At 72.4% G+C, this 21942-nt stretch carries 26 protein-coding genes; 24 read left to right on the top strand and 2 right to left on the bottom strand.

Going from position 1 to position 21942, the window contains the following annotated elements:
- Nucleotides 1-3: 3 nt before the first annotated feature.
- Entirely contained in the window at nucleotides 4-711 is a 708-nt protein-coding gene (locus tag ACIRBY_RS27790) for a methyltransferase type 11 (protein WP_403905364.1), read from the bottom strand.
- A 131-nt stretch (nucleotides 712-842) separates the two neighbouring features.
- Here ACIRBY_RS27790 and proS point away from each other — a divergent pair, with 131 nt between their 5' ends.
- From proS to ACIRBY_RS27880, 18 genes are all read left to right on the top strand, one after another.
- Complete coding sequence (gene proS / locus ACIRBY_RS27795; protein WP_403905366.1) at nucleotides 843-2255, top strand: proline--tRNA ligase; 1413 nt, start codon at nucleotides 843-845, stop codon at nucleotides 2253-2255.
- A 203-nt stretch (nucleotides 2256-2458) separates the two neighbouring features.
- Nucleotides 2459-3055 carry a hypothetical protein gene (locus ACIRBY_RS27800; RefSeq protein WP_344170497.1) on the top strand — a complete coding sequence of 199 codons (597 nt, stop codon included), beginning with the start codon at nucleotides 2459-2461 and terminating at the stop codon, nucleotides 3053-3055.
- A 201-nt stretch (nucleotides 3056-3256) separates the two neighbouring features.
- Nucleotides 3257-3694, top strand: a complete 438-nt coding sequence (rpsP, locus tag ACIRBY_RS27805; protein WP_365155469.1) for a 30S ribosomal protein S16 — start codon at nucleotides 3257-3259, stop codon at nucleotides 3692-3694.
- 2 nt (nucleotides 3695-3696) lie between these two features.
- Nucleotides 3697-3936, top strand: a complete 240-nt coding sequence (locus tag ACIRBY_RS27810) for an RNA-binding protein (RefSeq protein ID WP_042810017.1) — start codon at nucleotides 3697-3699, stop codon at nucleotides 3934-3936.
- 85 nt (nucleotides 3937-4021) lie between these two features.
- On the top strand, nucleotides 4022-4615 hold the full coding sequence (gene rimM, locus ACIRBY_RS27815; RefSeq protein ID WP_403905369.1) for a ribosome maturation factor RimM: 594 nt from the start codon (nucleotides 4022-4024) through the stop codon (nucleotides 4613-4615).
- Nucleotides 4615-5436 carry a tRNA (guanosine(37)-N1)-methyltransferase TrmD gene (gene trmD / locus ACIRBY_RS27820; RefSeq protein WP_403905372.1) on the top strand — a complete coding sequence of 274 codons (822 nt, stop codon included), beginning with the start codon at nucleotides 4615-4617 and terminating at the stop codon, nucleotides 5434-5436. The genes rimM and trmD overlap by 1 nt, the downstream gene beginning before the upstream one ends.
- 132 nt (nucleotides 5437-5568) lie before the next feature.
- On the top strand, nucleotides 5569-5919 hold the full coding sequence (rplS, locus tag ACIRBY_RS27825; protein ID WP_030227407.1) for a 50S ribosomal protein L19: 351 nt from the start codon (nucleotides 5569-5571) through the stop codon (nucleotides 5917-5919).
- Nucleotides 5920-5963: 44 nt separating this feature from the next.
- Nucleotides 5964-6707: a signal peptidase I gene (lepB, locus tag ACIRBY_RS27830; protein WP_403905375.1), complete on the top strand. Its 744-nt coding sequence runs from the start codon at nucleotides 5964-5966 to the stop codon at nucleotides 6705-6707.
- A gap of 226 nt (nucleotides 6708-6933) precedes the next feature.
- Nucleotides 6934-7686, top strand: a complete 753-nt coding sequence (lepB, locus tag ACIRBY_RS27835) for a signal peptidase I (RefSeq protein ID WP_403905378.1) — start codon at nucleotides 6934-6936, stop codon at nucleotides 7684-7686.
- A 113-nt stretch (nucleotides 7687-7799) separates the two neighbouring features.
- Nucleotides 7800-8696: a signal peptidase I gene (gene lepB, locus ACIRBY_RS27840; protein WP_403905381.1), complete on the top strand. Its 897-nt coding sequence runs from the start codon at nucleotides 7800-7802 to the stop codon at nucleotides 8694-8696.
- A gap of 60 nt (nucleotides 8697-8756) precedes the next feature.
- Complete coding sequence (gene lepB / locus ACIRBY_RS27845) at nucleotides 8757-9518, top strand: signal peptidase I (protein WP_403905384.1); 762 nt, start codon at nucleotides 8757-8759, stop codon at nucleotides 9516-9518.
- Nucleotides 9508-10026, top strand: a complete 519-nt coding sequence (locus tag ACIRBY_RS27850; RefSeq protein ID WP_403905386.1) for an NUDIX hydrolase — start codon at nucleotides 9508-9510, stop codon at nucleotides 10024-10026. Before lepB (ACIRBY_RS27845) ends, ACIRBY_RS27850 begins: the two co-directional genes overlap by 11 nt.
- Before the next feature lie 55 nt (nucleotides 10027-10081).
- A complete protein-coding gene (locus ACIRBY_RS27855; RefSeq protein ID WP_014675276.1) occupies nucleotides 10082-10390 on the top strand; it encodes a DUF2469 domain-containing protein in 309 nt (102 codons plus the stop codon).
- 144 nt (nucleotides 10391-10534) lie between these two features.
- Complete coding sequence (locus ACIRBY_RS27860; RefSeq protein WP_403905389.1) at nucleotides 10535-10906, top strand: YraN family protein; 372 nt, start codon at nucleotides 10535-10537, stop codon at nucleotides 10904-10906.
- Nucleotides 10906-12531, top strand: coding sequence for a YifB family Mg chelatase-like AAA ATPase (locus tag ACIRBY_RS27865; protein WP_403905392.1), 1626 nt, complete (start codon nucleotides 10906-10908; stop codon nucleotides 12529-12531). The genes ACIRBY_RS27860 and ACIRBY_RS27865 overlap by 1 nt, the downstream gene beginning before the upstream one ends.
- A complete protein-coding gene (gene dprA / locus ACIRBY_RS27870) occupies nucleotides 12528-13712 on the top strand; it encodes a DNA-processing protein DprA (protein ID WP_403905394.1) in 1185 nt (394 codons plus the stop codon). The genes ACIRBY_RS27865 and dprA overlap by 4 nt, the downstream gene beginning before the upstream one ends.
- A gap of 209 nt (nucleotides 13713-13921) precedes the next feature.
- Complete coding sequence (whiG, locus tag ACIRBY_RS27875; RefSeq protein ID WP_403905396.1) at nucleotides 13922-14758, top strand: RNA polymerase sigma factor WhiG; 837 nt, start codon at nucleotides 13922-13924, stop codon at nucleotides 14756-14758.
- 80 nt (nucleotides 14759-14838) lie between these two features.
- The gene (locus ACIRBY_RS27880) at nucleotides 14839-15402 is read left to right on the top strand and encodes a TetR/AcrR family transcriptional regulator (protein ID WP_403905581.1); all 564 of its coding nucleotides are present in this window, start codon (nucleotides 14839-14841) and stop codon (nucleotides 15400-15402) included.
- Nucleotides 15403-15418: 16 nt separating this feature from the next.
- On the opposite strand, the gene ACIRBY_RS27885 is transcribed toward ACIRBY_RS27880, so the two are convergent.
- Entirely contained in the window at nucleotides 15419-15934 is a 516-nt protein-coding gene (locus ACIRBY_RS27885; RefSeq protein ID WP_403905398.1) for a M23 family metallopeptidase, read from the bottom strand.
- 250 nt (nucleotides 15935-16184) lie between these two features.
- Between ACIRBY_RS27885 and rpsB the strand changes: the two genes are divergently transcribed.
- The 6 genes from rpsB to rlmN all read left to right on the top strand — a co-directional run bounded on the left by rpsB (nucleotide 16185) and on the right by rlmN (nucleotide 21939).
- A complete protein-coding gene (gene rpsB, locus ACIRBY_RS27890; protein ID WP_042813433.1) occupies nucleotides 16185-17048 on the top strand; it encodes a 30S ribosomal protein S2 in 864 nt (287 codons plus the stop codon).
- A gap of 134 nt (nucleotides 17049-17182) precedes the next feature.
- A complete protein-coding gene (gene tsf, locus ACIRBY_RS27895) occupies nucleotides 17183-18019 on the top strand; it encodes a translation elongation factor Ts (RefSeq protein WP_365156616.1) in 837 nt (278 codons plus the stop codon).
- 162 nt (nucleotides 18020-18181) lie between these two features.
- Nucleotides 18182-18961, top strand: a complete 780-nt coding sequence (gene pyrH, locus ACIRBY_RS27900; protein WP_042813440.1) for a UMP kinase — start codon at nucleotides 18182-18184, stop codon at nucleotides 18959-18961.
- A 94-nt stretch (nucleotides 18962-19055) separates the two neighbouring features.
- Nucleotides 19056-19613, top strand: coding sequence for a ribosome recycling factor (frr, locus tag ACIRBY_RS27905; RefSeq protein ID WP_042813431.1), 558 nt, complete (start codon nucleotides 19056-19058; stop codon nucleotides 19611-19613).
- Complete coding sequence (locus tag ACIRBY_RS27910) at nucleotides 19613-20689, top strand: phosphatidate cytidylyltransferase (protein ID WP_403905403.1); 1077 nt, start codon at nucleotides 19613-19615, stop codon at nucleotides 20687-20689. The genes frr and ACIRBY_RS27910 overlap by 1 nt, the downstream gene beginning before the upstream one ends.
- A gap of 134 nt (nucleotides 20690-20823) precedes the next feature.
- Nucleotides 20824-21939 carry a 23S rRNA (adenine(2503)-C(2))-methyltransferase RlmN gene (gene rlmN, locus ACIRBY_RS27915; RefSeq protein WP_042813428.1) on the top strand — a complete coding sequence of 372 codons (1116 nt, stop codon included), beginning with the start codon at nucleotides 20824-20826 and terminating at the stop codon, nucleotides 21937-21939.
- The last annotated feature ends 3 nt before the right edge of the window (nucleotides 21940-21942 follow it).

Below are 21942 nucleotides of genomic sequence, written 5' to 3' on the forward strand. Positions count from 1 at the left end.
GCGCTACGCCACCCGGGCGATGACGTACCGCAGGATGTTCGGCAGCCACACCGCGCCGTCGGACCGCTCGTACGGGTGAAGGGCCTCCGCCAGCTCCTTCTCCGCCAGGGCCGGGTCCGCCGCCGGGCAGGGCCCGGACCCGGTCCCCGCGACGGGGTACATCCCGGTCGACAGCAGCCCGCGCACGGCGCTGTCCGCGTCGGCGTACCCGAAGGGGCAGAACACCCGCCCCGACCCGTCCGGCACCAGCCCGGCGCCCTCCACCACCGCGTCCAGGTCCCGGACCACCGGCCCGCCGCCCAGCACCGCCGGCACCGTGCACCGCTCGGCCGGACCCCAGCCGGCCAGCACCACCGCCCCGCCCCGCCGGACCGCGGGCAGGGCCGCCTCCAGGGCGCCCGCAGCGGGCGAGAAGGCCAGCAGCACGTCGTAGGGGCGGGCCGCGGGCACCGGGGGAGCGGCCACCACCTCCAGCAGCCGCTCGCGGGCCAGCGCCCGCCGGGCCGGGTCCGCCTCCACGCCCGTGGCGGCGGCGCCCCGTCCGGCGGCCAGCAGCAGGGCCAGCCCGGCCCCGCAGTCGAGCCCCAGCAGCCGGGTTCCGGGCCCGACCTCCAGCCGGTCGTAGACCGCCTCGTACAGCGGTACCAGCATCCGTTCCTGGATCTCCGCCCAGTCACGGGCGACGAGCGTCGCCGTCGGCGTCGGTGTCATCGAAAGAGCGCTCCTGATTCCGTCTCGCCCCCTTGCCCCCGTTGCCAGGGAACTCCCCATCGGCCCCCGCGTCCAGAGGAGTGCGCCACCCGATTCACGCATCCGGTGCCCGGCGCCGTACCATTCGCGCCATGGCAAAGGCACCCGTTCTCACCCCGCAGGCGGAGGATTTCCCCCGCTGGTACCAGGATCTGATCAACAAGGCCGAGCTGGCCGACAACGGTCCGGTCCGCGGCACCATGGTCATCCGACCGTACGGCTACGGCCTGTGGGAGCGGATGCAGCAGGAGATGGACGCCCGCATCAAGGAAGCCGGTGCCCAGAACGCCTACTTCCCGCTGTTCATCCCCCAGTCGTACCTGACCCGGGAAGCGGAGCACGTCGAGGGCTTCGCCCCCGAGCTCGCGGTCGTCACCCACGGCGGCGGCAAGGAGCTCGACGAGCCGGTCGTCGTCCGGCCCACCTCCGAGACGATCATCAACGACTACTTCTCCAAGTGGGTCCAGAGCTACCGGGACCTGCCCCTGCTGATCAACCAGTGGGCCAACGTGGTCCGCTGGGAGATGCGCCCCCGCGTGTTCCTCCGGACGAGCGAGTTCCTCTGGCAGGAGGGCCACACCGCCCACGCCACGTACGAGGACGCCCGCGACTACGCCGCGCACATCCACCGGAACGTGTACGGCGACTTCATGACCAACGTGCTCGGCATCGACGTCGTGCTCGGCCGCAAGACCCCCAAGGAGCGCTTCGCCGGCGCCATCAACACCCTCACCCTCGAGGGCATGATGGGCGACGGCAAGGCCCTGCAGATGGGCACGAGCCACGAGCTCGGCACCAACTTCGCCAAGGCCTTCAACACCTCCTACCTCTCCAAGGAGGGGCAGCAGGAGCTGGTCTGGCAGACCTCGTGGGGCGTCTCGACCCGCATGGTCGGCGGCCTGATCATGTCCCACGGCGACGACAACGGCCTGCGCGTCCCGCCGCGGCTGGCGCACGTCCAGGTCGTCGTCATGGCGATCAAGGGCGACGAGGCCGTGGCCAAGGTCCGCGAGCTCGGTGCGCAGCTGAAGGCCGCGGGCCTGCGCGTGCACGTCGACGACCGCGTCGACACCCCGTTCGGCCGCCGCGCCGTGGACTGGGAGCTCAAGGGCGTACCGGTCCGCATCGAGATCGGCCCCCGCGACCTGGAGAACGGCACCGCGATGCTGGCCCGCCGGATCCCCGGCGGGAAGGAGCCGGTGCAGATCGACGCGCTGGCCGACCTGCTGCCCAAGGTGCTCGACGAGGACCAGGCCCAGCTGCTGCGCGAGTCCCGCGAGCGCCGGGTGTCCCGCACGACCGACGTCGCCACCATCGAGGAGGCCGCCGAGGCCGCCCTCGCCGGCGGCTGGGCGCGGATCCCGTGGAGCGTCCTGGGCCCGGAGGGCGAGGCCAAGCTCGGCGAGCAGGCCGTGACCGTCCGCTGCCTGGTGGCCGAGGACGGGTCGGTTCCGGAGGCGGACGACGCCCCCGGTACCCTCGCGATCGTCGCGCGCTCGTACTGAGCCCCAGCTTCCACGCCCCCGGCGCGCGGCTTCGGCCGCACGCCGGGGGCTGGTTTTTTTGGTCGGCGTTACGTACCGACTCCTCCTGGGATCGGCGCACCCGTCCTCGTCGGGACGCATGAGACTGAACTGACTGGTACGTGCAAAAAATTTGGAATGGCCCGGAATCGGAACACCGGGGCACCCCGGCTCGTTGTCACGACGTGAGCACGACACCACCTGTTCTCGCCGCAGAGCTGGCGCAGGCGTGGGCCGACATTCAGCGGTACCACCCCGAGCTGCCTGACCTTGCCGCGCCCGAGTCCCTGATCGGAGAGTCTTCGTCCGCCTGCGGCGCCGAACTCTCCTTCGAGCGACTGCTGCACGAGGCAGTCCACGGCATCGCGGCCGCCCGCGGGGTCCGTGACACCTCGCGAGCCGGCCGCTACCACAACCGCAGATTCCTCGCGATCGCCGAGGAGATGGGGCTGGACCACTCCGAGGAGCCGCACGCCAGCAGCGGTTTCTCCCTGGTCTTCCTCAATCCCGAGGCCAAGAAGCGCTACCGGCCCACGATCGAGCGCCTCCAGCGCGCCCTCAAGGCGCACACGGTCGCCACGGCCGCCGACACCAAGCGCAGCTTCCGCGGTCCGGCCGCCCGGCACGGCTCCTCGGGCGGCGGCGTGCGGGTCAAGGCGGTCTGCGACTGCGGGCGCAACGTGCGGGTCGTCCCCTCCGTGCTGGCCCAGGCGCCGATCGTGTGCGGCGGCTGCATGAAGCCGTTCCGGATCCCCGAGGTCGCCACCGCGGCGGCGTCCTGACGCGGCGCCCCCGGCGGGCGGTGTGGTGATCCTCCCCGCTCGGAGGCGCCGCGGGCATGTGGCACAATGGGCAGCTGTACTCGACAGCCGCACAGGACCCCTCTCTCCTCCGGCTGACGCGTCCATCGGGCACCCGAGTACCGCAACCCCACGTGGCATCTCAAGTGCCCAACCACGTCAAGTTCAGGAGACACCACTCCAGTGGCAGTCAAGATCAAGCTCAAGCGCCTCGGTAAGATCCGCTCCCCGCACTACCGCATCGTCGTCGCCGACGCCCGCACCCGCCGGGACGGCCGCGCGATCGAGGAGATCGGCATCTACCAGCCGACGTACAACCCCTCGCGCATCGAGGTCAACGCCGAGCGCGCGCAGTACTGGCTCTCCGTGGGCGCCCAGCCCACCGACGCCGTTCTCGCCATCCTGAAGCTCACCGGTGACTGGCAGGCGCACAAGGGCCTCCCGGCCCCCGCGCCGCTGCTGCAGCCGGCGACGAAGGAAGACAAGCGTCGCTCCTTCGACGAGTTCGCCAAGGCCCTCGAGGGCATCGGCGAGGCCAAGGGCGAGGCCATCACGCAGAAGAAGAAGGCCGACAAGAAGGCGGACGAGGCTGAGGCCGCCGCCGAGTCGACCGAGGCCTGATCATGCTCGAGGAGGCTCTTGAGCACCTCGTAAAGGGCATTGTGGACAACCCCGACGACGTGCAGGTCGCCTCGCGCAACCTGCGCCGCGGGCAGGTGCTCGAGGTCCGGGTGCACCCCGAGGACCTCGGGAAGGTGATCGGCCGCAACGGCCGCACCGCACGTGCGCTGCGTACCGTCGTGGGCGCCATCGGCGGGCGGGGGATCCGCGTCGACCTCGTCGACGTGGACCAGGTCCGCTGAGCAGTTGAATCACCGGCACGGGCCGGGGAGGGCATACGTGCCCGCCCCGGCCCGTCGTCGTCTGAACAGGAGAGGCACAAACACAGTGGAGCTGGTAGTCGCGCGGATCGGCCGCGCCCACGGCATCAAGGGTGAGATCACCGTCGAGGTGCGCACGGACGAGCCCGAGCTGCGGCTCAGCCCCGGTGCCGTGCTCCGCACCGACCCGGCATCGGCGGGCCCGCTGACCATCGAGGCGGGCCGGGTGCACAGCGGCCGGCTCCTGCTGCGCTTCGCGGGGGTCAAGGACCGCACCGCCGCCGAGGCGCTGCGCAACACCCTCCTCATCGCGGACGTGGACCCCGCGGAGCTGCCGGAGGAGGAGGACGAGTACTACGACCACCAGCTGATGGACCTGGACGTGGTGCTGGAGGACGGCACCGAGATCGGCCGGATCACCGAGATCTCCCACCTCCCCTCCCAGGACCTGTTCATCGTCGAGCGGCCGGACGGCTCCGAGGTGATGATCCCCTTCGTCGAGGAGATCGTCGCCGAGATCGACCTGGAGGAGCAGCGCTGCGTCATCACCCCGCCGCCGGGGCTGATCGACGACCGCGCCGAGATCGCCTCCGCCCGCGACGCCGGGGCCGCCGGGGCCGCGGAGTCCGCCGAGGCCGCGCAGTCCGGGGACGACGCCTGATGCGGCTCGACGTCGTCACGATCTTCCCCGAGTACCTGGAGCCCCTGAACGTCTCCCTCGTCGGCAAGGCGCGGGCCCGCGGGCAGCTCGACGTCCACGTGCACGACCTGCGGGAGTGGACGTACGACCGGCACAACACGGTCGACGACACCCCGTACGGCGGCGGCCCCGGCATGGTGATGAAGACCGAGCCGTGGGGCGAGGCCCTGGACGCGGCCCTGGCGGACGGCTACGAGTCCGGCGCGCACGGCCCGGTCATGGTCGTGCCCACCCCCAGCGGCCGGCCCTTCACCCAGGAACTGGCCGTCGAGCTCTCCGAGCGCCCGTGGCTGGTCTTCACCCCCGCCCGGTACGAGGGCATCGACCGCCGCGTCATGGACGAGTACGCCACGCGCATGCCGGTGTACGAGGTCTCCATCGGCGACTACGTGCTGGCAGGCGGCGAGGCCGCCGTCCTGGTCGTCACCGAGGCCGTCGCCCGGCTGCTGCCCGGGGTGCTCGGCAACGCCGAATCGCACCGCGACGACTCCTTCGCCCCCGGCGAGATGGCCAACCTGCTGGAGGGCCCCGTCTACACCAAGCCCCCGCAGTGGCGCGGGCGGGAGATCCCCGAGGTGCTGCTCAGCGGCCACCACGGGAAGATCGCCCGCTGGCGCCGGGACGAGGCCTTCCGCCGCACCGCGCGGAACCGCCCCGACCTGATCGAGCGCTGCGAGGCCTCCGCCTTCGACAAGAAGGACCGGGAGATCCTGAGCATCCTGGGCTGGAAACCTTCCGAAGACGGCCGATTTTGGCGCAGGCCGGAGGCCGTGGAAGAATAGGCGGCTGCTGTGTGCTCGCGTGCGCCCCTGCCACAGGGGGATCGTCGTCCGACGGGTGACACGGCTCTCGAATTCTCTACGGAAACCCGCACCGGCGACCTGTGGCGTCGTGCGAAGAAAGCAGACGAACTCATGTCTCACCTGCTCGATGGCGTCAACGCCGCCTCCCTGCGTACGGACGTCCCGGCCTTCCGCCCGGGTGACACGATCAACGTGCACGTCCGCGTGATCGAGGGCAACCGCTCCCGTATCCAGCAGTTCAAGGGTGTTGTCATCCGCCGCCAGGGCTCCGGCGTCTCGGAGACCTTCACGGTCCGCAAGGTCTCCTTCAGCGTCGGCGTGGAGCGTACCTTCCCGGTCCACTCCCCGATCTTCGAGAAGATCGAGCTCGTCACCCGCGGTGACGTGCGTCGCGCCAAGCTGTACTTCCTCCGTGAGCTCCGCGGCAAGGCCGCGAAGATCAAGGAGAAGCGCGACCGCTGATCTCCTCTCCGGGTCCCGGGGACGGCCGGATAGGCTCGCCCCCGATGGACACCGAAGCAGAGCTCACACAGCGCGGCCACTCCTCCCCCGAGCAGGGGGAGGGGCGGCCGCGCTTCGCGTTTTTCAGAACGCGCGGCGCCTCCGGCCCCTGGCGGCGGGCCGGGGTGCTGGGCGTGGTCTGCACGGTCTTCCTGCTGCTGGTCAGCAATTTCGTGGTCCAGCCCTTCCTGATCCCCAGCCGGTCCATGGAGCCGACCCTGCGGGTCGGCGACCGGCTCCTGGTGAACAAGCTGGCGTACCGTTTCGGCTCGACGCCGAAGCGGGGGGACGTGGTGGTCTTCGACGGCACCGGGTCCTTCGTGCGGGAGCCCGCCCGCGGCAACCCGGTCGGCGACGCCGTGCACGGCGTGGTCTCGGCGCTGGGGCTGGCGGAGCCCTCGGACACCGACTTCGTGAAGCGGGTCGTGGGCGTCGGAGGGGACGACGTGGTGTGCTGTGACGCGGGCGGCCGGATCCGGGTCAACGGGGTCGCCGTGGACGAGCCGTACCTGTACCCCGGCGACACTCCCTCGAAGGTGCCCTTCCGGATCGTCGTCCCGCTGGGGACCCTGTGGGTCATGGGCGACCACCGCTCCCAGTCCCGGGACTCGCGGGACCACCTGGGGGAGCCGGGCGGGGGGATGGTGCCGGTGGAGAAGGTGATCGGGCGGGCCGACTGGATCGGCTGGCCGCCGTCCCGCTGGGACGGCCTGCACGCGGCGGCGCCGGCCGGCGGCCCGCATGGGTAGCCGGGGGCGGCCGCGGGGCGGCCGGGAGCGGGAGCAGCGCCCTGAGCCGGGGCCCGCGCGCGGGTCCGGGGCGGCGGCGCGCCCGCAGCCGGGTTCCCGGTCCGGTGCAGGTGCCCGGCCCGATCCGGGTGCCCGGCCCGATCCCGGTCCCGCGCCCGGTTCCCCGGCCGGGGCCGAGCCGGCGGCGGATCCGGCCGAGGGCGGCGGGCGGGCCCAGCGGCGCCGGATGGCGCGCAAGGTGCGCAGGCGCCGGCGCACCCGGCGGGTGGGCGAGCTGCCGCTGCTGGTGGCGGTGGCCCTGTGCATAGCCCTGGTCCTCAAGACCTTCCTCGTCCAGGCGTTCTTCATCCCGTCCGGTTCGATGGAGCAGACGATCCGGATCGGCGACCGGGTGCTGGTGGACAAGCTGACCCCCTGGTTCGGCTCCAAGGTCGAGCGGGGGGACGTCGTCGTCTTCAAGGACCCCGGAGGCTGGCTCAAGGGCGAGGCGGCCCGGCCGGCCCAGGACCCGGCCGGCCTGAAGCAGATCAAGCAGACCCTGACCTTCATCGGCCTGCTGCCCTCGGCCGACGAGCAGGATCTGATCAAGCGGGTCATCGGCATCGGCGGCGACACCGTGGCGTGCTGCGACAACCGGGGACGGGTGACCGTCAACGGCAGGCCGCTCGATGAGCCCTACGTGTCACCCGGGAACTCCCCTTCCGACATCCCCTTCGAGGTGCACGTACCCGCCGGGCGGCTCTTCGTGATGGGCGACCACCGCGCCAACTCGGCCGATTCCCGCTACCACCTCGACGAGGCGTTCGACGGCACCATCGACGAGAAGGGCGTGGTGGGACAGGCCGTGGTGATCGCCTGGCCGTTCGACCACTGGCGCCGGCTGGAGCAGCCCGCGACCTTCCTCGACGTTCCGGATCCGGTCCGTGCCGGTCGGCGCCGACGGCCCGGCGGGCGCCGTCGGGGCACCGCGTTCGCATAGTGTGTTCCCGGTCTCCCGCGCCTTAGGGAACTCCCGCTCGTTAAGGGAGGGGAGGGCCCGCTCCTGTTCCGGTGCGGGCGGTGGTTTCCGAGTGAGGAGTGGATGTGGGGGATGTGGCGGTAGGCGCTCGATCCGGACGCGATGAGGGCGAGGAGCGGCCGGACGATGCCGTCACGCACGAGACCGACGAGGCGGGTGCGGAGGCGAAGCAGCCCCGCTCCTTCTGGAAGGAGCTCCCGCTCCTCATCGGCATCGCCCTGGTGCTCGCCCTGCTGATCAAGACCTTCCTGGTCCAGGCGTTCTCGATCCCCTCCGACTCGATGCAGAACACCCTGCAGCGCGGTGACCGGGTGCTCGTGGACAAGCTGACCCCGTGGTTCGGCTCGGAGCCCGAGCGCGGCGAGGTCGTCGTGTTCCACGACCCGGCGCACTGGCTGGAGGGGGAGCCCACCCCCGAGCCCAACGTCGTGCAGAAGGTCCTCAGCTGGATCGGCCTGATGCCGTCCGCCGAGGAGAAGGACCTGATCAAGCGGACCATCGCCATCGGCGGGGACACCGTGGAGTGCAAGCGGGGCGGCCCGGTCGTCGTCAACGGCAAGGCGCTGGACGAGCCGTACATCTACCCCGGCAACACCCCCTGCGACGACGCGCCGTTCGGGCCGATCACCGTGCCCAAGGGCAAGATCTGGGTGATGGGCGACCACCGCCAGAACTCCCAGGACTCCCGCTACCACATGCAGGACTCCACCCAGGGCTTCGTGCCGGTCAGCGACGTCGTCGGACGCGCCGTGGTCGTCGCCTGGCCGATCACCCGCTGGGCCACCCTGCCGGTCCCGGACACCTTCGACCAGAAGGGCATCGACAAGCAGCTCCCGGCGCCCCTGCACTCGCCGCAGGCCGCCGGTCCCGGCGTGGCCGACGTCAACTCGGCGGCCCTGGGGCTCGTGGGCGCCGTGCCCCTCGTCCTGTGGCGCCGGCGGAGGCTGACCAAGGGGCGTACCGCCCGGTAGGGTGCCGCCCAGGCCGGACACCGCCGGGTGGCGGCCATCTCCGGGTATGGGGGCGCACCGATGGGCGGAACACAGGCAATACGCGCGAGCGCGAGAGATGGCCGCGGCGGCCTCGGCAACACGTTGTCGGGCATCGCCGTGGCCATCGGCTTCGCGCTCTTCCTCGGCGGCTTCGTCTGGGGGGCGCTGGTGTACCAGCCCTACACGGTGCCGACCAACTCCATGGTCCCCACCGTGCAGCCGGGCGACCGGGTGCTGGCGCAGCGGATCGGCGGCGCCGAGGTGCGGCGCGGCGACGTGGTCGTCTTCAAGGACGCCCAGTGGAGCGACTCGCCCATGGTCAAGCGCGTCGTGGCCGTCGGCGGCGACACCGTCGCCTGCTGCGGCCAGGGCGGAAGGCTGACCGTGAACGGGAAACCGCTCGAAGAGCCCTACGTGGACCAGGCCGGGCGCGACGCGCTGGCCGCGGGGACGACCTCCTTCGAGGTGACCGTCCCCGAGGGCAACCTCTTCCTCATGGGCGACCGCCGCTCCGGCTCCCTCGACTCGCGGGCGCACCTCCAGGACGCCGGCCAGGGCACGGTCCCGCGCTCGGCCGTCGTGGCCCGCGTCGACGCGCTGGCCTGGCCGAACACGGGGATGCTGGAGCGCCCCCGGGTGTTCGCGGCCCTCCCCGGCGGGATCTCGCAGCCCGGGCCGCTGCGGCTCCAGGTGGCCGCGGTGCTGGGCGGAGCCGCCCTGGTCGTGCTGGGGGCCGCCTACGGGCCGGTCGCCCGTGTCCTGGGGCGCGGACGGGCGCGGGGGCGCACCGGTGGACGCTGAGCGGCGGGCCGGGGAACCGCGCGCGCCACGGCCCCGGAAGGTGTCCCGGGTGGTCCTGCTGGACCCGGCGGACCGGATCCTGCTGCTGCACGGCTTCGAGCCGGACGACCCCGCCGACCACTGGTGGTTCACCCCCGGCGGCGGGCTGGAGGGCGACGAGACCCGCGCACAGGCCGCGCTGCGGGAACTCGCGGAGGAGACGGGCATCACCGAGGTGGAGCTGGGGCCGGTGCTGTGGCACCGCTACTGCTCCTTCCCCTTCGACGGCCTGCGCTGGGAGCAGGACGAGTGGTACTTCCTGGCCCGGACCACGCAGACCGAGACCGCGATGGACGGGCTGACCCCGCTGGAGCGGCGCAGCGTCACGGGGGCGAGATGGTGGACCTCCGAGGAACTGCTCGCGGCCCGTGAGACGGTGTACCCGACCAAGCTCGCAGGGCTGCTGAGGACGCTGCTCGACAACGGTCCCCCGGACGCTCCGGTGGTCCTGCCCCCGGAAATCGTTTAGGGGCGCACGGCGCTGGCGCACAATAGGGGGACGCACGGCTGAAGGGGAACATGCCATGAGCGCCGAGGACCTCGAGAAGTACGAGACCGAGATGGAGCTGAAGCTCTATCGGGAGTACCGCGACGTCGTCGGGCTGTTCAAGTACGTGATCGAGACCGAACGCCGTTTCTACCTCACCAACGACTACGAGATGCAGGTGCACTCGGTCCAGGGGGAGGTGTTCTTCGAGGTCACGATGGCCGACGCCTGGGTCTGGGACATGTACCGGCCCGCCCGCTTCGTCAAGCAGGTGCGGGTGCTGACCTTCAAGGACGTGAACATCGAGGAGCTCAACAAGAGCGACCTCGAACTCCCGGGCGGCTGATCCGGCCGAGCTCCCCCGGGTACGCGCCCCGGCTCCCCGCCTCACCCGCACGGGTGAGGCGGCTGTCCACAGCGCCCGGGTTGTCCACCAAGATCCACTCGATGGGCCGGCGCGCGGGATCGTCGGTGCCGGAGGTGGTGCCGGATGGACGCGAAGGGCGTGGCACGACAGGCGCTGGGCCGGTACGGCGAGGGGCTCGCCGTGCGGCGGCTCACCGAGTCGGGGATGACGGTGATCGCCCGGAACTGGCGGTGCCGGGGCGGGGAGATCGACATCGTCGCGCGGGACGGGGACGCCCTCGTCGTGTGCGAGGTCAAGACGCGCCGCACGGGGGACTTCGAACACCCCATGGCCGCGGTCCGGGCCGCGAAGGCCGACCGGCTGCGCCGGCTGGCCGGGCGCTGGCTCGCCGACCACGGGGGACCGCCCCCGGGCGGGGTGCGGATCGACCTGGTCGGGGTCCTGCTGCCCCGGCGCGGCGCGCCCCTCGTCGAGCACGTCCGGGGGGTGGCGTGATGGGGTTCGCGCGGGCCTGCTCGGTGGCCCTGGTGGGCGTCGAGGGCGTCGTGGTGGAGGTCCAGGCCGACCTGGAGCCGGGGGTGGCGGCCTTCACCCTGGTGGGCCTCCCCGACAAGACCCTGGTCGAGAGCCGGGACCGGGTACGGGCGGCGGTGGTGAACTCCGGCGCCCCCTGGCCGCAGAAGAAGCTCACGGTCGGACTCAGCCCGGCCTCCGTGCCGAAGTCCGGCGCCCATTTCGACCTGGCCGTCGCGGCGGCCGTCCTGGGGGCCGCCGAGGTCGTCGACCCCGGGGCGATCGCCGACCTGGTGCTCATCGGGGAGCTGGGGCTGGACGGCCGGGTGCGCCCGGTCCGCGGGATCCTGCCGGCCGTGCTCGCCGCCGCCGAGGCGGGGTACCGGCAGGTGGTGGTGCCGCAGCAGTGCGCCGCCGAGGCCTCCCTGGTCCCGGACGTGGCGGTGCTCGGCGTGCGCAGCCTGCGGCAGCTGATCGCCGTCCTGACCGACGCCCCGGTCCCCGAGGAGGATCCGCCGGACGGGGAGGGGCGCCCGGACGCGATGCTGGCCGGACTGCTCCTGCCGGGCGCCGGACTCGGTACGGGCCTGGCCCGGGGCGGGGAGGAGGCCCCGGAGGTCCCCGACCTCGCCGACGTCGCCGGGCAGCACGGCGCCCGCCGGGCCCTGGAGGTGGCCGCCTCCGGGGGCCACCACCTCTTCCTCAACGGGCCCCCGGGCGCCGGCAAGACCATGCTCGCCGAGCGGCTGCCCTGGATCCTGCCGCCCCTCACCCGACAGGACTCCCTGGAGGTGACGGCCGTCCACTCGGTCGCGGGAATCCTCCCGCCCGGCGAACCGCTGGTCTCCCGGCCCCCGTACTGCGCCCCGCACCACTCGGCGACCATGCAGTCACTGGTGGGCGGCGGGGCCGGGGTCCCCAGGCCCGGGGCGGTCTCCCTGGCTCACAAGGGCGTGCTCTTCCTGGACGAGGCCGCGGAGTTCAGCGGGAAGGTGCTGGACGCCCTGCGCCAGCCCCTGGAAGCCGGACACGTGGTCATCGCCCGGGCCGCCGGAGTGGTACGGCTGCCCGCCCGCTTCCTGATGGTCCTCGCGGCCAACCCCTGCCCCTGCGGACGGCACACCCTGACCGGGTCCGGATGCGAATGCCCCTCCCCGGTGATCCGGCGCTACCAGGCCCGGCTGTCGGGCCCGCTGCTCGACCGGGTCGACCTGAGGGTGGAGGTGGAACCGGTCACCCGTTCCGACCTGCTCGGCCGGGGCGGCCGCGGAGAGACCACGCGGGCCGTCGCCGACCGGGTGCGGGAAGCCCGGGAGAGGGCCGCCGCCCGGTACGCGGGCACCCCCTGGCGGCTCAACGCCGAGGTGCCCGGCCATGAGCTGCGCACCCGGTGGCCGGCCGGCCCCGGAGCCCTGGCACAGGCCGAGCGGGAGATGGAGCGCGGGCTGCTCACGGCCCGGGGGCTGGACCGGGTGCTGCGGGTCGCCTGGACCGTGGCCGACCTGCGCGGCCGCGACCGCCCCGAGGCGCTGGACGCGGCCGTCGCGCTGGAACTGCGCACCGGGATCGCCCGCGGGGCGGCGTCGGCCCTGGGGGCCGGGTCGTGAGCGCCGACGCGCGGCCGGATCCGGAGTTCCTGGCCCGGGCGGCACTCACGCGGGTCCTGGAGCCCGGGGACGAGCACGGCGGGCGCTGGCTGCGGGAGTTCGGCCCCGTCGCGCTGATGCGGCTCCTGACCGGGGCCGCCGACGCGGAGGCCGGCCCGCTGACGGGGGTGGGCCCCGAGCGGCTCGCCGGGTACCGCCGACGGGCGGCGCTGGCGGAGCCCCGGCAGGACCTGGACCGGGCGGCCGCGGAGGACGTCCGGTTCGTCTGCCCGGGATCGGCCGAGTGGCCGACCCAGCTCGACGACCTCGGCGACGCCCGGCCCGTCGGGCTCTGGCTGCGCGGCCGGCCGAACCTGCGGACCTGGGCCCTGCGCTCCGTCGCCGTCGTCGGCGCCCGCGCCTGCACCCCGTACGGGGCCCACATGGCGCAGACCCTGGCCGCCGGGCTCGCCGAGCGGGGCTGGGTGGTGGTCTCCGGGGCGGCGTACGGGATCGACGGCGCCGCGCACCGCGGGGCCCTCGCCTCCGGCGGCGCCACGGCCGCGGTCCTGGCCTGCGGGGTGGACACGGCCTACCCGCGCGGCCACGCCGGACTGCTCGGCCGGATCACCCGCCAGGGACTGGTGCTGGGCGAACTCCCGCCCGGCAGCCATCCCACGCCCAGCCGGTTCGTCCTGCGCAACCGGGTCATCGCCGCCCTCACCCGGGGCACCGTCGTCGTGGAGGCCGCGCAGCGCAGCGGCTCCCTCGTCACCGCCCGCCGGGCCCAGCAGCTGGGCCGCCTCACCATGGGCGTCCCCGGCCCCGCCACCAGCGGCCTCTCCGCCGGGGTGCACGAGCTGCTGCGGGGCGAGGCGTTCCTGGTCACCGACGCCGCCGAGGTCGTCGAGCTGGTCGGCGCCATGGGCGAGCTGGCGCCCGCCCGGCGCGGACCCGTCCTCCCGCGCGACCTGCTGGACCCGGGGGCCGCCCGGATCCTCGAAGCGCTCCCCGCCGCCCGGCCCGCCGACGTGGACGAGATCTCCCTCGCCGCGGGCACCGGTACCGATGAAGTCATCGGCAGACTGTACGAACTTCACTCTCTGGGGTTCGTCGAACGGCAGGGCGACGCCTGGCGGTTGACCCGCCGCCGGCCCGAGGGGGAGGGGGAATCCGGAGCCGCCCGGCGAGGCGGTCGTTGACCTGGGGCGTTCCGGTGAAAGAGTGAAGGCGATGAGAGACGCGGTCTTCCCCGAGGCGGCCGCCCGGGCCGTGCGCGAGGCGCCGGTACCGGGCCGCCCGCGCGAGTCCGGGCGCCCCTGCGGCCCTGCGCCATCCCGTACTCTTCGCGCACCGCGACACTTCCGTCACGCTACGCTCCCAAGGAATCCCGCTCCGGCAAAGGCGAAGCATGCCCCAGCACACCTCAGGGTCCGACCGCGCTTCGGTGCCACCCGCTGCCCGTGGCAGCGTGCGGTCCGCCGAGCCCTCGTCCCTGGAGCTGCTCTGGCGCTCATACAAGGACTCGGGTGACGAGAGGCTGCGGGAGCAGCTGATCCTGCACTACTCGCCGCTGGTCAAGTACGTGGCGGGCCGGGTCAGCGTCGGCCTCCCGCCCAACGTGGAGCAGGCCGACTTCGTCTCCTCGGGGGTCTTCGGGCTGATCGACGCGATCGAGAAGTTCGACATCGAGCGGTCCATCAAGTTCGAGACGTACGCGATCACCCGGATCCGCGGCGCGATGATCGACGAGCTGCGGGCGCTGGACTGGATCCCGCGCTCCGTCCGCCAGAAGGCCCGCGCCGTGGAGCGCGCCTACGCCACCCTGGAGGCGCAGCTGCGGCGCACCCCGACCGAGGGCGAGGTCGCGGGGGAGATGGGCATCGGGGTCGAGGAACTCCACACCGTCTTCAGCCAGTTGTCCCTGGCCAACGTGGTCGCCCTGGAGGAGCTGCTGCACGTCGGCGGCGAGGGCGGCGACCGCCTGTCCCTGATGGACACCCTGGAGGACACCGCCGCCGACGACCCGGTGGAGGTGGCCGAGGACCGGGAGCTGCGCCGGCTGCTCGCCCGGGCCATCAACACCCTCCCGGAGCGGGAGAAGACCGTCGTGACCCTGTACTACTACGAGGGCCTCACCCTCGCCGAGATCGGCAACGTCCTGGGCGTCACCGAGAGCCGGGTCAGCCAGATCCACACCAAGTCCGTGCTCCAGCTGCGCGCCAAACTCGCGGACGTCGGCCGCTGACCCCCCTCCCGCGGCAGCGGCCGGTGGAGCTTGCGCACGCTCCGTACAGTGGTGACGTGCCCAGGATTCGAGCGGCCTCCGTGGCCGAGCACCGGTCGATGCAGCGCGGCGCCCTGTTGGACGCGGCGCGCTCCCTGCTGTCGGAAGGCGGGACCGAGGCCCTGACCTTCCCCGCCCTCGCGGAGCGGACCGGCCTCGCCCGGTCCTCCGTGTACGAGTACTTCAAGTCGCGCGCGGCCGTCGTCGAAGAGCTGTGCGCGGTCGACTTCCCCGTCTGGGCCGCCGAGATCGAGGCGGCGATGGAGGCCGCGCCGACTCCCGCGGCCAAGATCGAGGCGTACGTGCGCAGCCAGCTGGACCTGGTGGGCGACCGGCGCCACCGGGCGGTGGTGGCCATCTCCGCCGGCGAGCTGGACGCGGGCGCGCGGGAGAAGATCCGCGCCGCGCACGGCGGCCTGGTCGCGATGATCGGCGAGGCGCTGGAGGCCCTCGGGCAGCCGGAGCCCCGCCTGGCCGCCCTGCTGCTCCAGGGGGTCGTGGACGCGGCGGCCCGCCGGATCGAGCTCGGCGCCGCCGAGGACCCGGCCGTGATCACCGCCACCGCCGTCGGCATGGCCCTGCACGGCATCAACGGCCCGGCCTGATCCGCAGGGGGCGGGCTCAGCCCGGCCGGTCCGGGTCCGGGGCGGAGGGCAGCAGCCGGGGCGTGGGCGCGGGGAGCAGTGCCAGCGGGTCGAGGTAGGCGTCCTCGCCCGCCAGGAGGCCCCAGTGCAGGCAGGGTCCCGGGCAGTGGGCGCCCTCCGTGAGCACCGCCACCACCTGGCCCGCCGCGACCGCCTCCCCTTGCGCGACCAGCGGCCGCACCGGCTCGTACGTGGTCCGCAGCCCGCCCGGGAGGGTGAGCGACAGCACGCCCCTCCCCGCGACCGGCCCCGCGTAGTGGACCCGTCCCGGCCCGACGGCCCGTACCTCCGCCCCCGCCGGGGCCGACAGGTCCACCCCGCGGTGCCCCGCCGCGTACGGGGTCGGGGGCGGGTCCCACCACCGGGCCACGGCGAGCGGCGCCGGCAGGGGCCGGACCGCCGTGAAGGCCCCCTCGGCGGGGGCGGCCGCGGGGCCCGGCACCAGGGCCCGGGACAGGGCGAACAGCAGGCTGAGCAGCAGGGTCGTCGTCATGCGCCCAGCGTCCCGCGCGGGCGCCCCGGCCCGCCCGTGCCTGTGGACGGCCGAAAGGGTGTGGACAAGGGCGTCACCCGGCATACCGCCGGGTCCCGTACACTTCTTGTGGCGATCCGGGTCACCGGGTCGACTTCGCACGCCCCAGCGCCGACCGGTTCCGGTCGGATGAAAGCGTCTCTCGGTCCCTCCAGGGGCAGGGCGCGGCGGGGCGTCAGGAACCAAAAACCGAGAAACCAAGGAGATGGCCATGGCCGTCGTAACGATGCGGGAGCTGCTGGAGAGCGGCGTCCACTTCGGTCACCAGACCCGTCGCTGGAACCCGAAGATGAAGCGCTTCATCTTCACCGAGCGCAACGGCATCTACATCATCGACCTGCTCCAGTCGCTGTCGTACATCGACCGCGCCTACGAGTTCGTGAAGGAGACCGTCGCGCACGGCGGTTCCATCATGTTCGTCGGTACGAAGAAGCAGGCGCAGGAGGCCATCGCCGAGCAGGCGACCCGCGTCGGCATGCCGTACGTCAACCAGCGCTGGCTGGGTGGCATGCTCACCAACTTCTCCACCGTCTACAAGCGCCTTCAGCGTCTGAAGGAGCTTGAGGCGATCGACTTCGAGGACGTCGCCGCCTCGGGTCTCACCAAGAAGGAGCTCCTGGTCCTCTCCCGCGAGAAGGCCAAGCTGGAGAAGACCCTCGGTGGTATCCGCGAGATGTCGAAGGTTCCCAGCGCCGTCTGGATCGTCGACACCAAGAAGGAGCACATCGCCGTCGGTGAGGCGCGCAAGCTGCACATCCCGGTCGTCGCGATCCTCGACACCAACTGCGACCCCGACGAGGTCGACTACAAGATCCCGGGCAACGACGACGCCATCCGCTCCGTCACCCTGCTCACCCGCGTGATCGCCGACGCCGTCGCCGAGGGCCTCATCGCCCGCTCCGGCGCTGCGACCGGCGACTCGAAGCCGGGCGAGAAGGCCGCCGCCGAGCCGCTCGCCGAGTGGGAGCGCGACCTGCTCGAGGGCGAGAAGAAGGCTGACGCCGAGGCCCCCGCGGCTGAGGCCCCGGCTGCCGAGGCTCCGGCTGCCGAGGCTCCGGCCGCCGAGCAGGCCTGACCCACTGAGAGCGCCCGGCGTTCATCCGCCGGGCACTCGCAGCACGGACGATGACGGCGGGGGAGCCGCGCCACGAGCGCGCTCCTCCGCCGTTCACCCGTAGATCTACGACTTCGAGAGAGAATCACAGACTCATGGCGAACTACACCGCCGCTGACGTCAAGAAGCTCCGCGAGCTCACCGGCGCCGGCATGCTGGACTGCAAGAACGCGCTCGTCGAGGCCGACGGCGACGTCACCAAGGCCAACGAGATCCTGCGCGTCAAGGGCCTGAAGGGTGTCGCCAAGCGCGAGGGCCGTTCTGCCGAGAACGGTGCCGTCACCTCCCTGATCTCCGGCGACGCCACCTCCGGTGTGCTCGTCGAGCTCAAGTGCGAGACCGACTTCGTGGCCAAGAGCCCGAAGTTCCTGGCCGTCGCCGACCAGCTCGCCGCCCACGTGGCCGCCACCAAGCCCGCCGACATCGAGGCGCTGCTCGCGTCCGAGATCGAGGCCGGCAAGACCGTCCAGGCGTTCGTGGACGAGGCCAACGCCAACCTCGGCGAGAAGATCGTCCTGGACCGCTTCGCGGCGTACGAGGGTGCCTTCGTGGCCTCCTACATGCACCGCACCATGCCCGACCTGCCCCCGCAGATCGGTGTCCTGGTCGAGCTGGACAAGGCCGACGCCGACCTGGCCAAGGGCATCGCCCAGCACATCGCCGCCTTCGCGCCGAAGTACCTCACCGCCGAGGACGTCCCGGCCGAGATCGTCGAGTCCGAGCGCCGCGTCGCCGAGGAGACCACCCGCGCCGAGGGCAAGCCCGAGGCCGCGATCGCCAAGATCGTCGAGGGTCGCGTGAACGGCTTCTTCAAGGACGCCACGCTGCTCGGCCAGCCGTACGCGCTGGACAACAAGAAGTCCGTCCAGAAGGTTCTGGACGAGGCCGGTGTCACCCTGAAGCGCTTCGCCCGCATCAAGGTCGGCATCTGAGTCCGTCCGTACGCGACGGACACCGGACCCCGATAGGGTCTGAGGCAGTCGTCCGCGCTTGCGCCGGACGACCGCAGATCTGACGAGGAGGCCATTGCCGCAGAGGGAACCGAGAGGACCCAACGGCAATGGCCTTCTTCGTATGTGCACGAGGAGATCTCCATGAACCAGGGCGTGGACCCCCACACCGCATCCCACGACAAGAGCGACCACGAGAAGAAGGGTCGCCGCTTCATGCTGAAGCTGTCCGGCGAAGCCTTCTCCGGCGGCGGCGGGCTGGGTGTCGACCCTGACGTCGTGCACGCCATCGCCCGCGAGATCGCGGCCGTGGTCCGAGACGGCGCCGAGATCGCGGTCGTCATCGGCGGCGGCAACTTCTTCCGCGGCGCGGAGCTTCAGCAGCGCGGCATGGACCGGGCCCGGTCCGACTACATGGGCATGCTCGGCACCGTCATGAACTGCCTCGCCCTCCAGGACTTCCTGGAGAAGGAGGGCATCGACAGCCGCGTCCAGACCGCCATCACCATGGGCCAGGTCGCGGAGCCGTACATCCCGCTGCGCGCCGTCCGGCACCTGGAGAAGGGCCGCGTCGTCATCTTCGGCGCCGGCATGGGCATGCCGTACTTCTCCACCGACACCACGGCCGCCCAGCGCGCCCTGGAGATCGACGCCGAGGCCCTCCTCATGGGCAAGAACGGCGTCGACGGGGTCTACGACTCCGACCCGAAGACCAACCCGGACGCGGTGAAGTTCGACGCGCTGGAGTACAACGAGGTGCTGTCCCGGGACCTCAAGGTCGCCGACGCCACGGCCATCACGCTGTGCCGCGACAACCAGCTGCCGATCCTCGTCTTCGAACTGCTCGCCGAAGGCAATATCGCCCGTGCCGTCAAGGGTGAGAAGATCGGCACGCTCGTGAGCGACCAGGGCACCCGGGCTTGAGCCCGTCGCACCGGGCCCTTCACGGGCCCGGTCCGGGCGGCCCGTACCGCCCCGCCCGCCCGAACCATCCATTCAAGACATGCAGGAGCACGTGGTGATCGAAGAAATCCTCCTCGAGGCCGAGGAGAAGATGGAGAAGGCCGTCGTCGTCGCCAAGGAGGACTTCGCCGCGATTCGCACGGGCCGTGCGCACCCGGCGATGTTCAACAAGATCGTGGCGGACTACTACGGCGCCATCACGCCCATCAACCAGCTCGCCTCCTTCTCGGTGCCCGAGCCGCGCATGGCCGTCGTGACCCCCTTCGACAAGAGCGCCCTGCGCAACATCGAGCAGGCGATCCGCGACTCCGACCTGGGCGTCAACCCCAGCAACGACGGCAATATCATCCGGGTGACCTTCCCCGAGCTGACGCAGGACCGCCGCAAGGAGTACATCAAGGTCGCCAAGAACAAGGCCGAGGACTCCCGCGTCTCCATCCGCGCCGTGCGCCGCAAGGCCAAGGACGCCCTCGACAAGCTGGTCAAGGACAAGGAGGCCGGCGAGGACGAGGTGCGCCGCGCCGAGAAGGAGCTCGACGACACCACCGCGAAGTACGTCGCGCAGGTGGACGAGCTCCTCAAGCACAAGGAAGCCGAGCTCCTCGAGGTCTGATGAACGACTCTCCCTGGGCCGCTGAGCCGGTACCGGCGGGTCCCGCATACGATGCGCTGGTGGGCCCGCAGACTGCGCCCATGCCCATCGTGCCCGATGCCGCCGGCCGTGCGTTCGACGACCGGGAAGCACGCGATCGGGGGGCCGCCTTCGCCGGCGGCCCCCCGCTCCGTACCGAGATGCCGTTGCAGGAGCCCATGCCCAGCCCCCCGCCACCGCCTTCCCAGGCACCGCAGGACGCCTCGCCCCCGCCGCAGAAGAAGCGTGCCGGGCGGGATCTGCGTGCCGCGATAGGGGTCGGCGTCGGCCTCGGCGCGGTGATCTTCGCTTCGCTGTTCATCGTCAAGGCCGTCTTCGTCGGCGTGGTCGTCGTCGCGGTCGTGGTCGGCCTGTGGGAGCTCACCTCCCGGCTCCAGGAGAAGAAGGGCATCAAGGCGCCGCTGGTCCCGCTCGCGGTCGGCGGCGCGGCGATGGTCATCGCCGGCTACGTCCGCGGGGCCGAGGGCGCCTGGGTCGCCATGGCGCTGACCGCGCTGGCGGTGCTCGTCTGGCGGATGACGGAACCGCCCGAGGACTACCTCAAGGACGTCACCGCGGGCGTCTTCGCGGCGTTCTACGTGCCCTTCCTGGCGACGTTCGTCGCGATGCTGCTCACGGCCGAGGACGGCCCGCAGCGGGTGGTGACCTTCCTGCTGCTGACCGTCGTCAGCGACACCGGGGCGTACGCCGTCGGCTGGCGCTTCGGCAAGCACAAGCTCGCGCCGCGCATCAGCCCCGGGAAGACCCGCGAGGGACTCCTCGGAGCGGTGGCCTTCGCCATGGTGGCCGGCGCGCTGTGCATGGAGTTCCTGATCGACGGGGGCTCCTGGTGGCAGGGCCTGCTCCTGGGCCTGGCCGTCGCCGTCAGCGCGACCCTGGGCGACCTCGGCGAGTCGATGATCAAGCGCGACCTGGGGATCAAGGACATGGGCACGCTGCTCCCGGGCCACGGGGGCATCATGGACCGCCTCGACTCCCTGCTGCCGACGGCCCCGGTCGTCTGGCTGCTGCTGGCCGCCTTCGTCGGCACCGGCTGACGGTTCCGGGCCGGGTTATCCTGGAGGGCGCGCCGTGTTCCACGCGGCGCGCCCTTTCCGTCCGGCGGCCGACGCCGCGGACCGGCCCTGCATGCGCGGGGTGACCCCCACCCCGTCGTACCGAGGAGTACCGCATGGCCCCCCGTCCCGCTCCGGGTGAGCTCACCTTCGTCGCCCCGCGAGGGGCCAAGAAGCCGCCCCGGCACCTCGCCGACCTCACCCCGGCCGAGCGCCGCGAGGCGGTGGCCGCGATCGGCGAGAAGCCGTTCCGGGCCAAGCAGCTCTCCCAGCACTACTTCGCCCGCTACGCCCACGACCCGGCGGAGTGGACCGACATCCCGGCGGCCTCGCGCGAGAAGCTCCAGCAGGAGCTGCTGCCCGAGCTGATGAACGTCATCCGGCACATCAGCTGCGACGACGACACCACCCGCAAGACCCTGTGGAAGCTGCACGACGGCACCCTCGTCGAGTCCGTCCTGATGCGCTACCCCGACCGGGTCACCATGTGCATCTCCTCGCAGGCGGGCTGCGGCATGAACTGCCCGTTCTGCGCCACCGGCCAGGCCGGCCTCGACCGCAACCTGTCCACCGCCGAGATCGTGCACCAGATCGTCGACGGCATGCGCGCCCTGCGCGACGGCGAGGTCCCCGGCGGCCCCGCCCGCCTGTCCAACATCGTCTTCATGGGCATGGGCGAGCCGCTCGCCAACTACAACCGCGTCGTCGGCGCCATCCGCCGCCTCACCGACCCGGAGCCCGACGGCCTGGGCCTGTCGCAGCGCGGCATCACCGTCTCCACCGTCGGCCTGGTCCCGGCCATGCTGCGGTTCGCCGACGAGGGCTTCAAGTGCCGCCTCGCGGTCTCCCTGCACGCCCCGGACGACGAGCTGCGCGACACCCTCGTCCCCGTGAACACCCGCTGGAAGGTCCGCGAGGTCCTCGACGCGGCCTGGGAGTACGCCGAGAAGTCCGGCCGCCGGGTCTCCATCGAGTACGCCCTGATCCGCGACATCAACGACCAGGCCTGGCGCGGCGACCTCCTCGGCCGCCTGCTCAAGGGCAAGCGCGTGCACGTCAACCTGATCCCGCTGAACCCGACGCCCGGCTCGAAGTGGACCGCCTCGCGCCCCGAGGACGAGAAGGCCTTCGTCGAGGCCATCGCCCGCCACGGCGTGCCCGTGACCGTCCGGGACACCCGTGGCCAGGAGATCGACGGAGCGTGCGGGCAGCTCGCGGCGAGCGAGCGGTAGTCT

Source organism: Streptomyces sp. NPDC096136 (assembly GCF_044763325.1).
Classification (GTDB): Bacteria; Actinomycetota; Actinomycetes; order Streptomycetales; family Streptomycetaceae; genus Streptomyces.

What these genes read in the sequence shown, in the direction of transcription:
- ACIRBY_RS27790 (WP_403905364.1), bottom strand. Translation starts at nt 711, where the DNA reads ATGACACCGACGCCGACGGCGACGCTCGTCGCCCGTGACTGGGCGGAG.
- proS (WP_403905366.1), top strand. Translation starts at nt 843, where the DNA reads ATGGCAAAGGCACCCGTTCTCACCCCGCAGGCGGAGGATTTCCCCCGC.
- ACIRBY_RS27810 (WP_042810017.1), top strand. Translation starts at nt 3,697, where the DNA reads ATGCTCGAGGAGGCTCTTGAGCACCTCGTAAAGGGCATTGTGGACAAC.
- trmD (WP_403905372.1), top strand. Translation starts at nt 4,615, where the DNA reads ATGCGGCTCGACGTCGTCACGATCTTCCCCGAGTACCTGGAGCCCCTG.
- rplS (WP_030227407.1), top strand. Translation starts at nt 5,569, where the DNA reads ATGTCTCACCTGCTCGATGGCGTCAACGCCGCCTCCCTGCGTACGGAC.
- lepB (WP_403905375.1), top strand. Translation starts at nt 5,964, where the DNA reads ATGGACACCGAAGCAGAGCTCACACAGCGCGGCCACTCCTCCCCCGAG.
- lepB (WP_403905378.1), top strand. Translation starts at nt 6,934, where the DNA reads ATGGCGCGCAAGGTGCGCAGGCGCCGGCGCACCCGGCGGGTGGGCGAG.
- lepB (WP_403905384.1), top strand. Translation starts at nt 8,757, where the DNA reads ATGGGCGGAACACAGGCAATACGCGCGAGCGCGAGAGATGGCCGCGGC.
- ACIRBY_RS27855 (WP_014675276.1), top strand. Translation starts at nt 10,082, where the DNA reads ATGAGCGCCGAGGACCTCGAGAAGTACGAGACCGAGATGGAGCTGAAG.
- ACIRBY_RS27860 (WP_403905389.1), top strand. Translation starts at nt 10,535, where the DNA reads ATGGACGCGAAGGGCGTGGCACGACAGGCGCTGGGCCGGTACGGCGAG.
- ACIRBY_RS27865 (WP_403905392.1), top strand. Translation starts at nt 10,906, where the DNA reads ATGGGGTTCGCGCGGGCCTGCTCGGTGGCCCTGGTGGGCGTCGAGGGC.
- whiG (WP_403905396.1), top strand. Translation starts at nt 13,922, where the DNA reads ATGCCCCAGCACACCTCAGGGTCCGACCGCGCTTCGGTGCCACCCGCT.
- ACIRBY_RS27885 (WP_403905398.1), bottom strand. Translation starts at nt 15,934, where the DNA reads ATGACGACGACCCTGCTGCTCAGCCTGCTGTTCGCCCTGTCCCGGGCC.
- rpsB (WP_042813433.1), top strand. Translation starts at nt 16,185, where the DNA reads ATGGCCGTCGTAACGATGCGGGAGCTGCTGGAGAGCGGCGTCCACTTC.
- tsf (WP_365156616.1), top strand. Translation starts at nt 17,183, where the DNA reads ATGGCGAACTACACCGCCGCTGACGTCAAGAAGCTCCGCGAGCTCACC.
- pyrH (WP_042813440.1), top strand. Translation starts at nt 18,182, where the DNA reads ATGAACCAGGGCGTGGACCCCCACACCGCATCCCACGACAAGAGCGAC.
- ACIRBY_RS27910 (WP_403905403.1), top strand. Translation starts at nt 19,613, where the DNA reads ATGAACGACTCTCCCTGGGCCGCTGAGCCGGTACCGGCGGGTCCCGCA.
- rlmN (WP_042813428.1), top strand. Translation starts at nt 20,824, where the DNA reads ATGGCCCCCCGTCCCGCTCCGGGTGAGCTCACCTTCGTCGCCCCGCGA.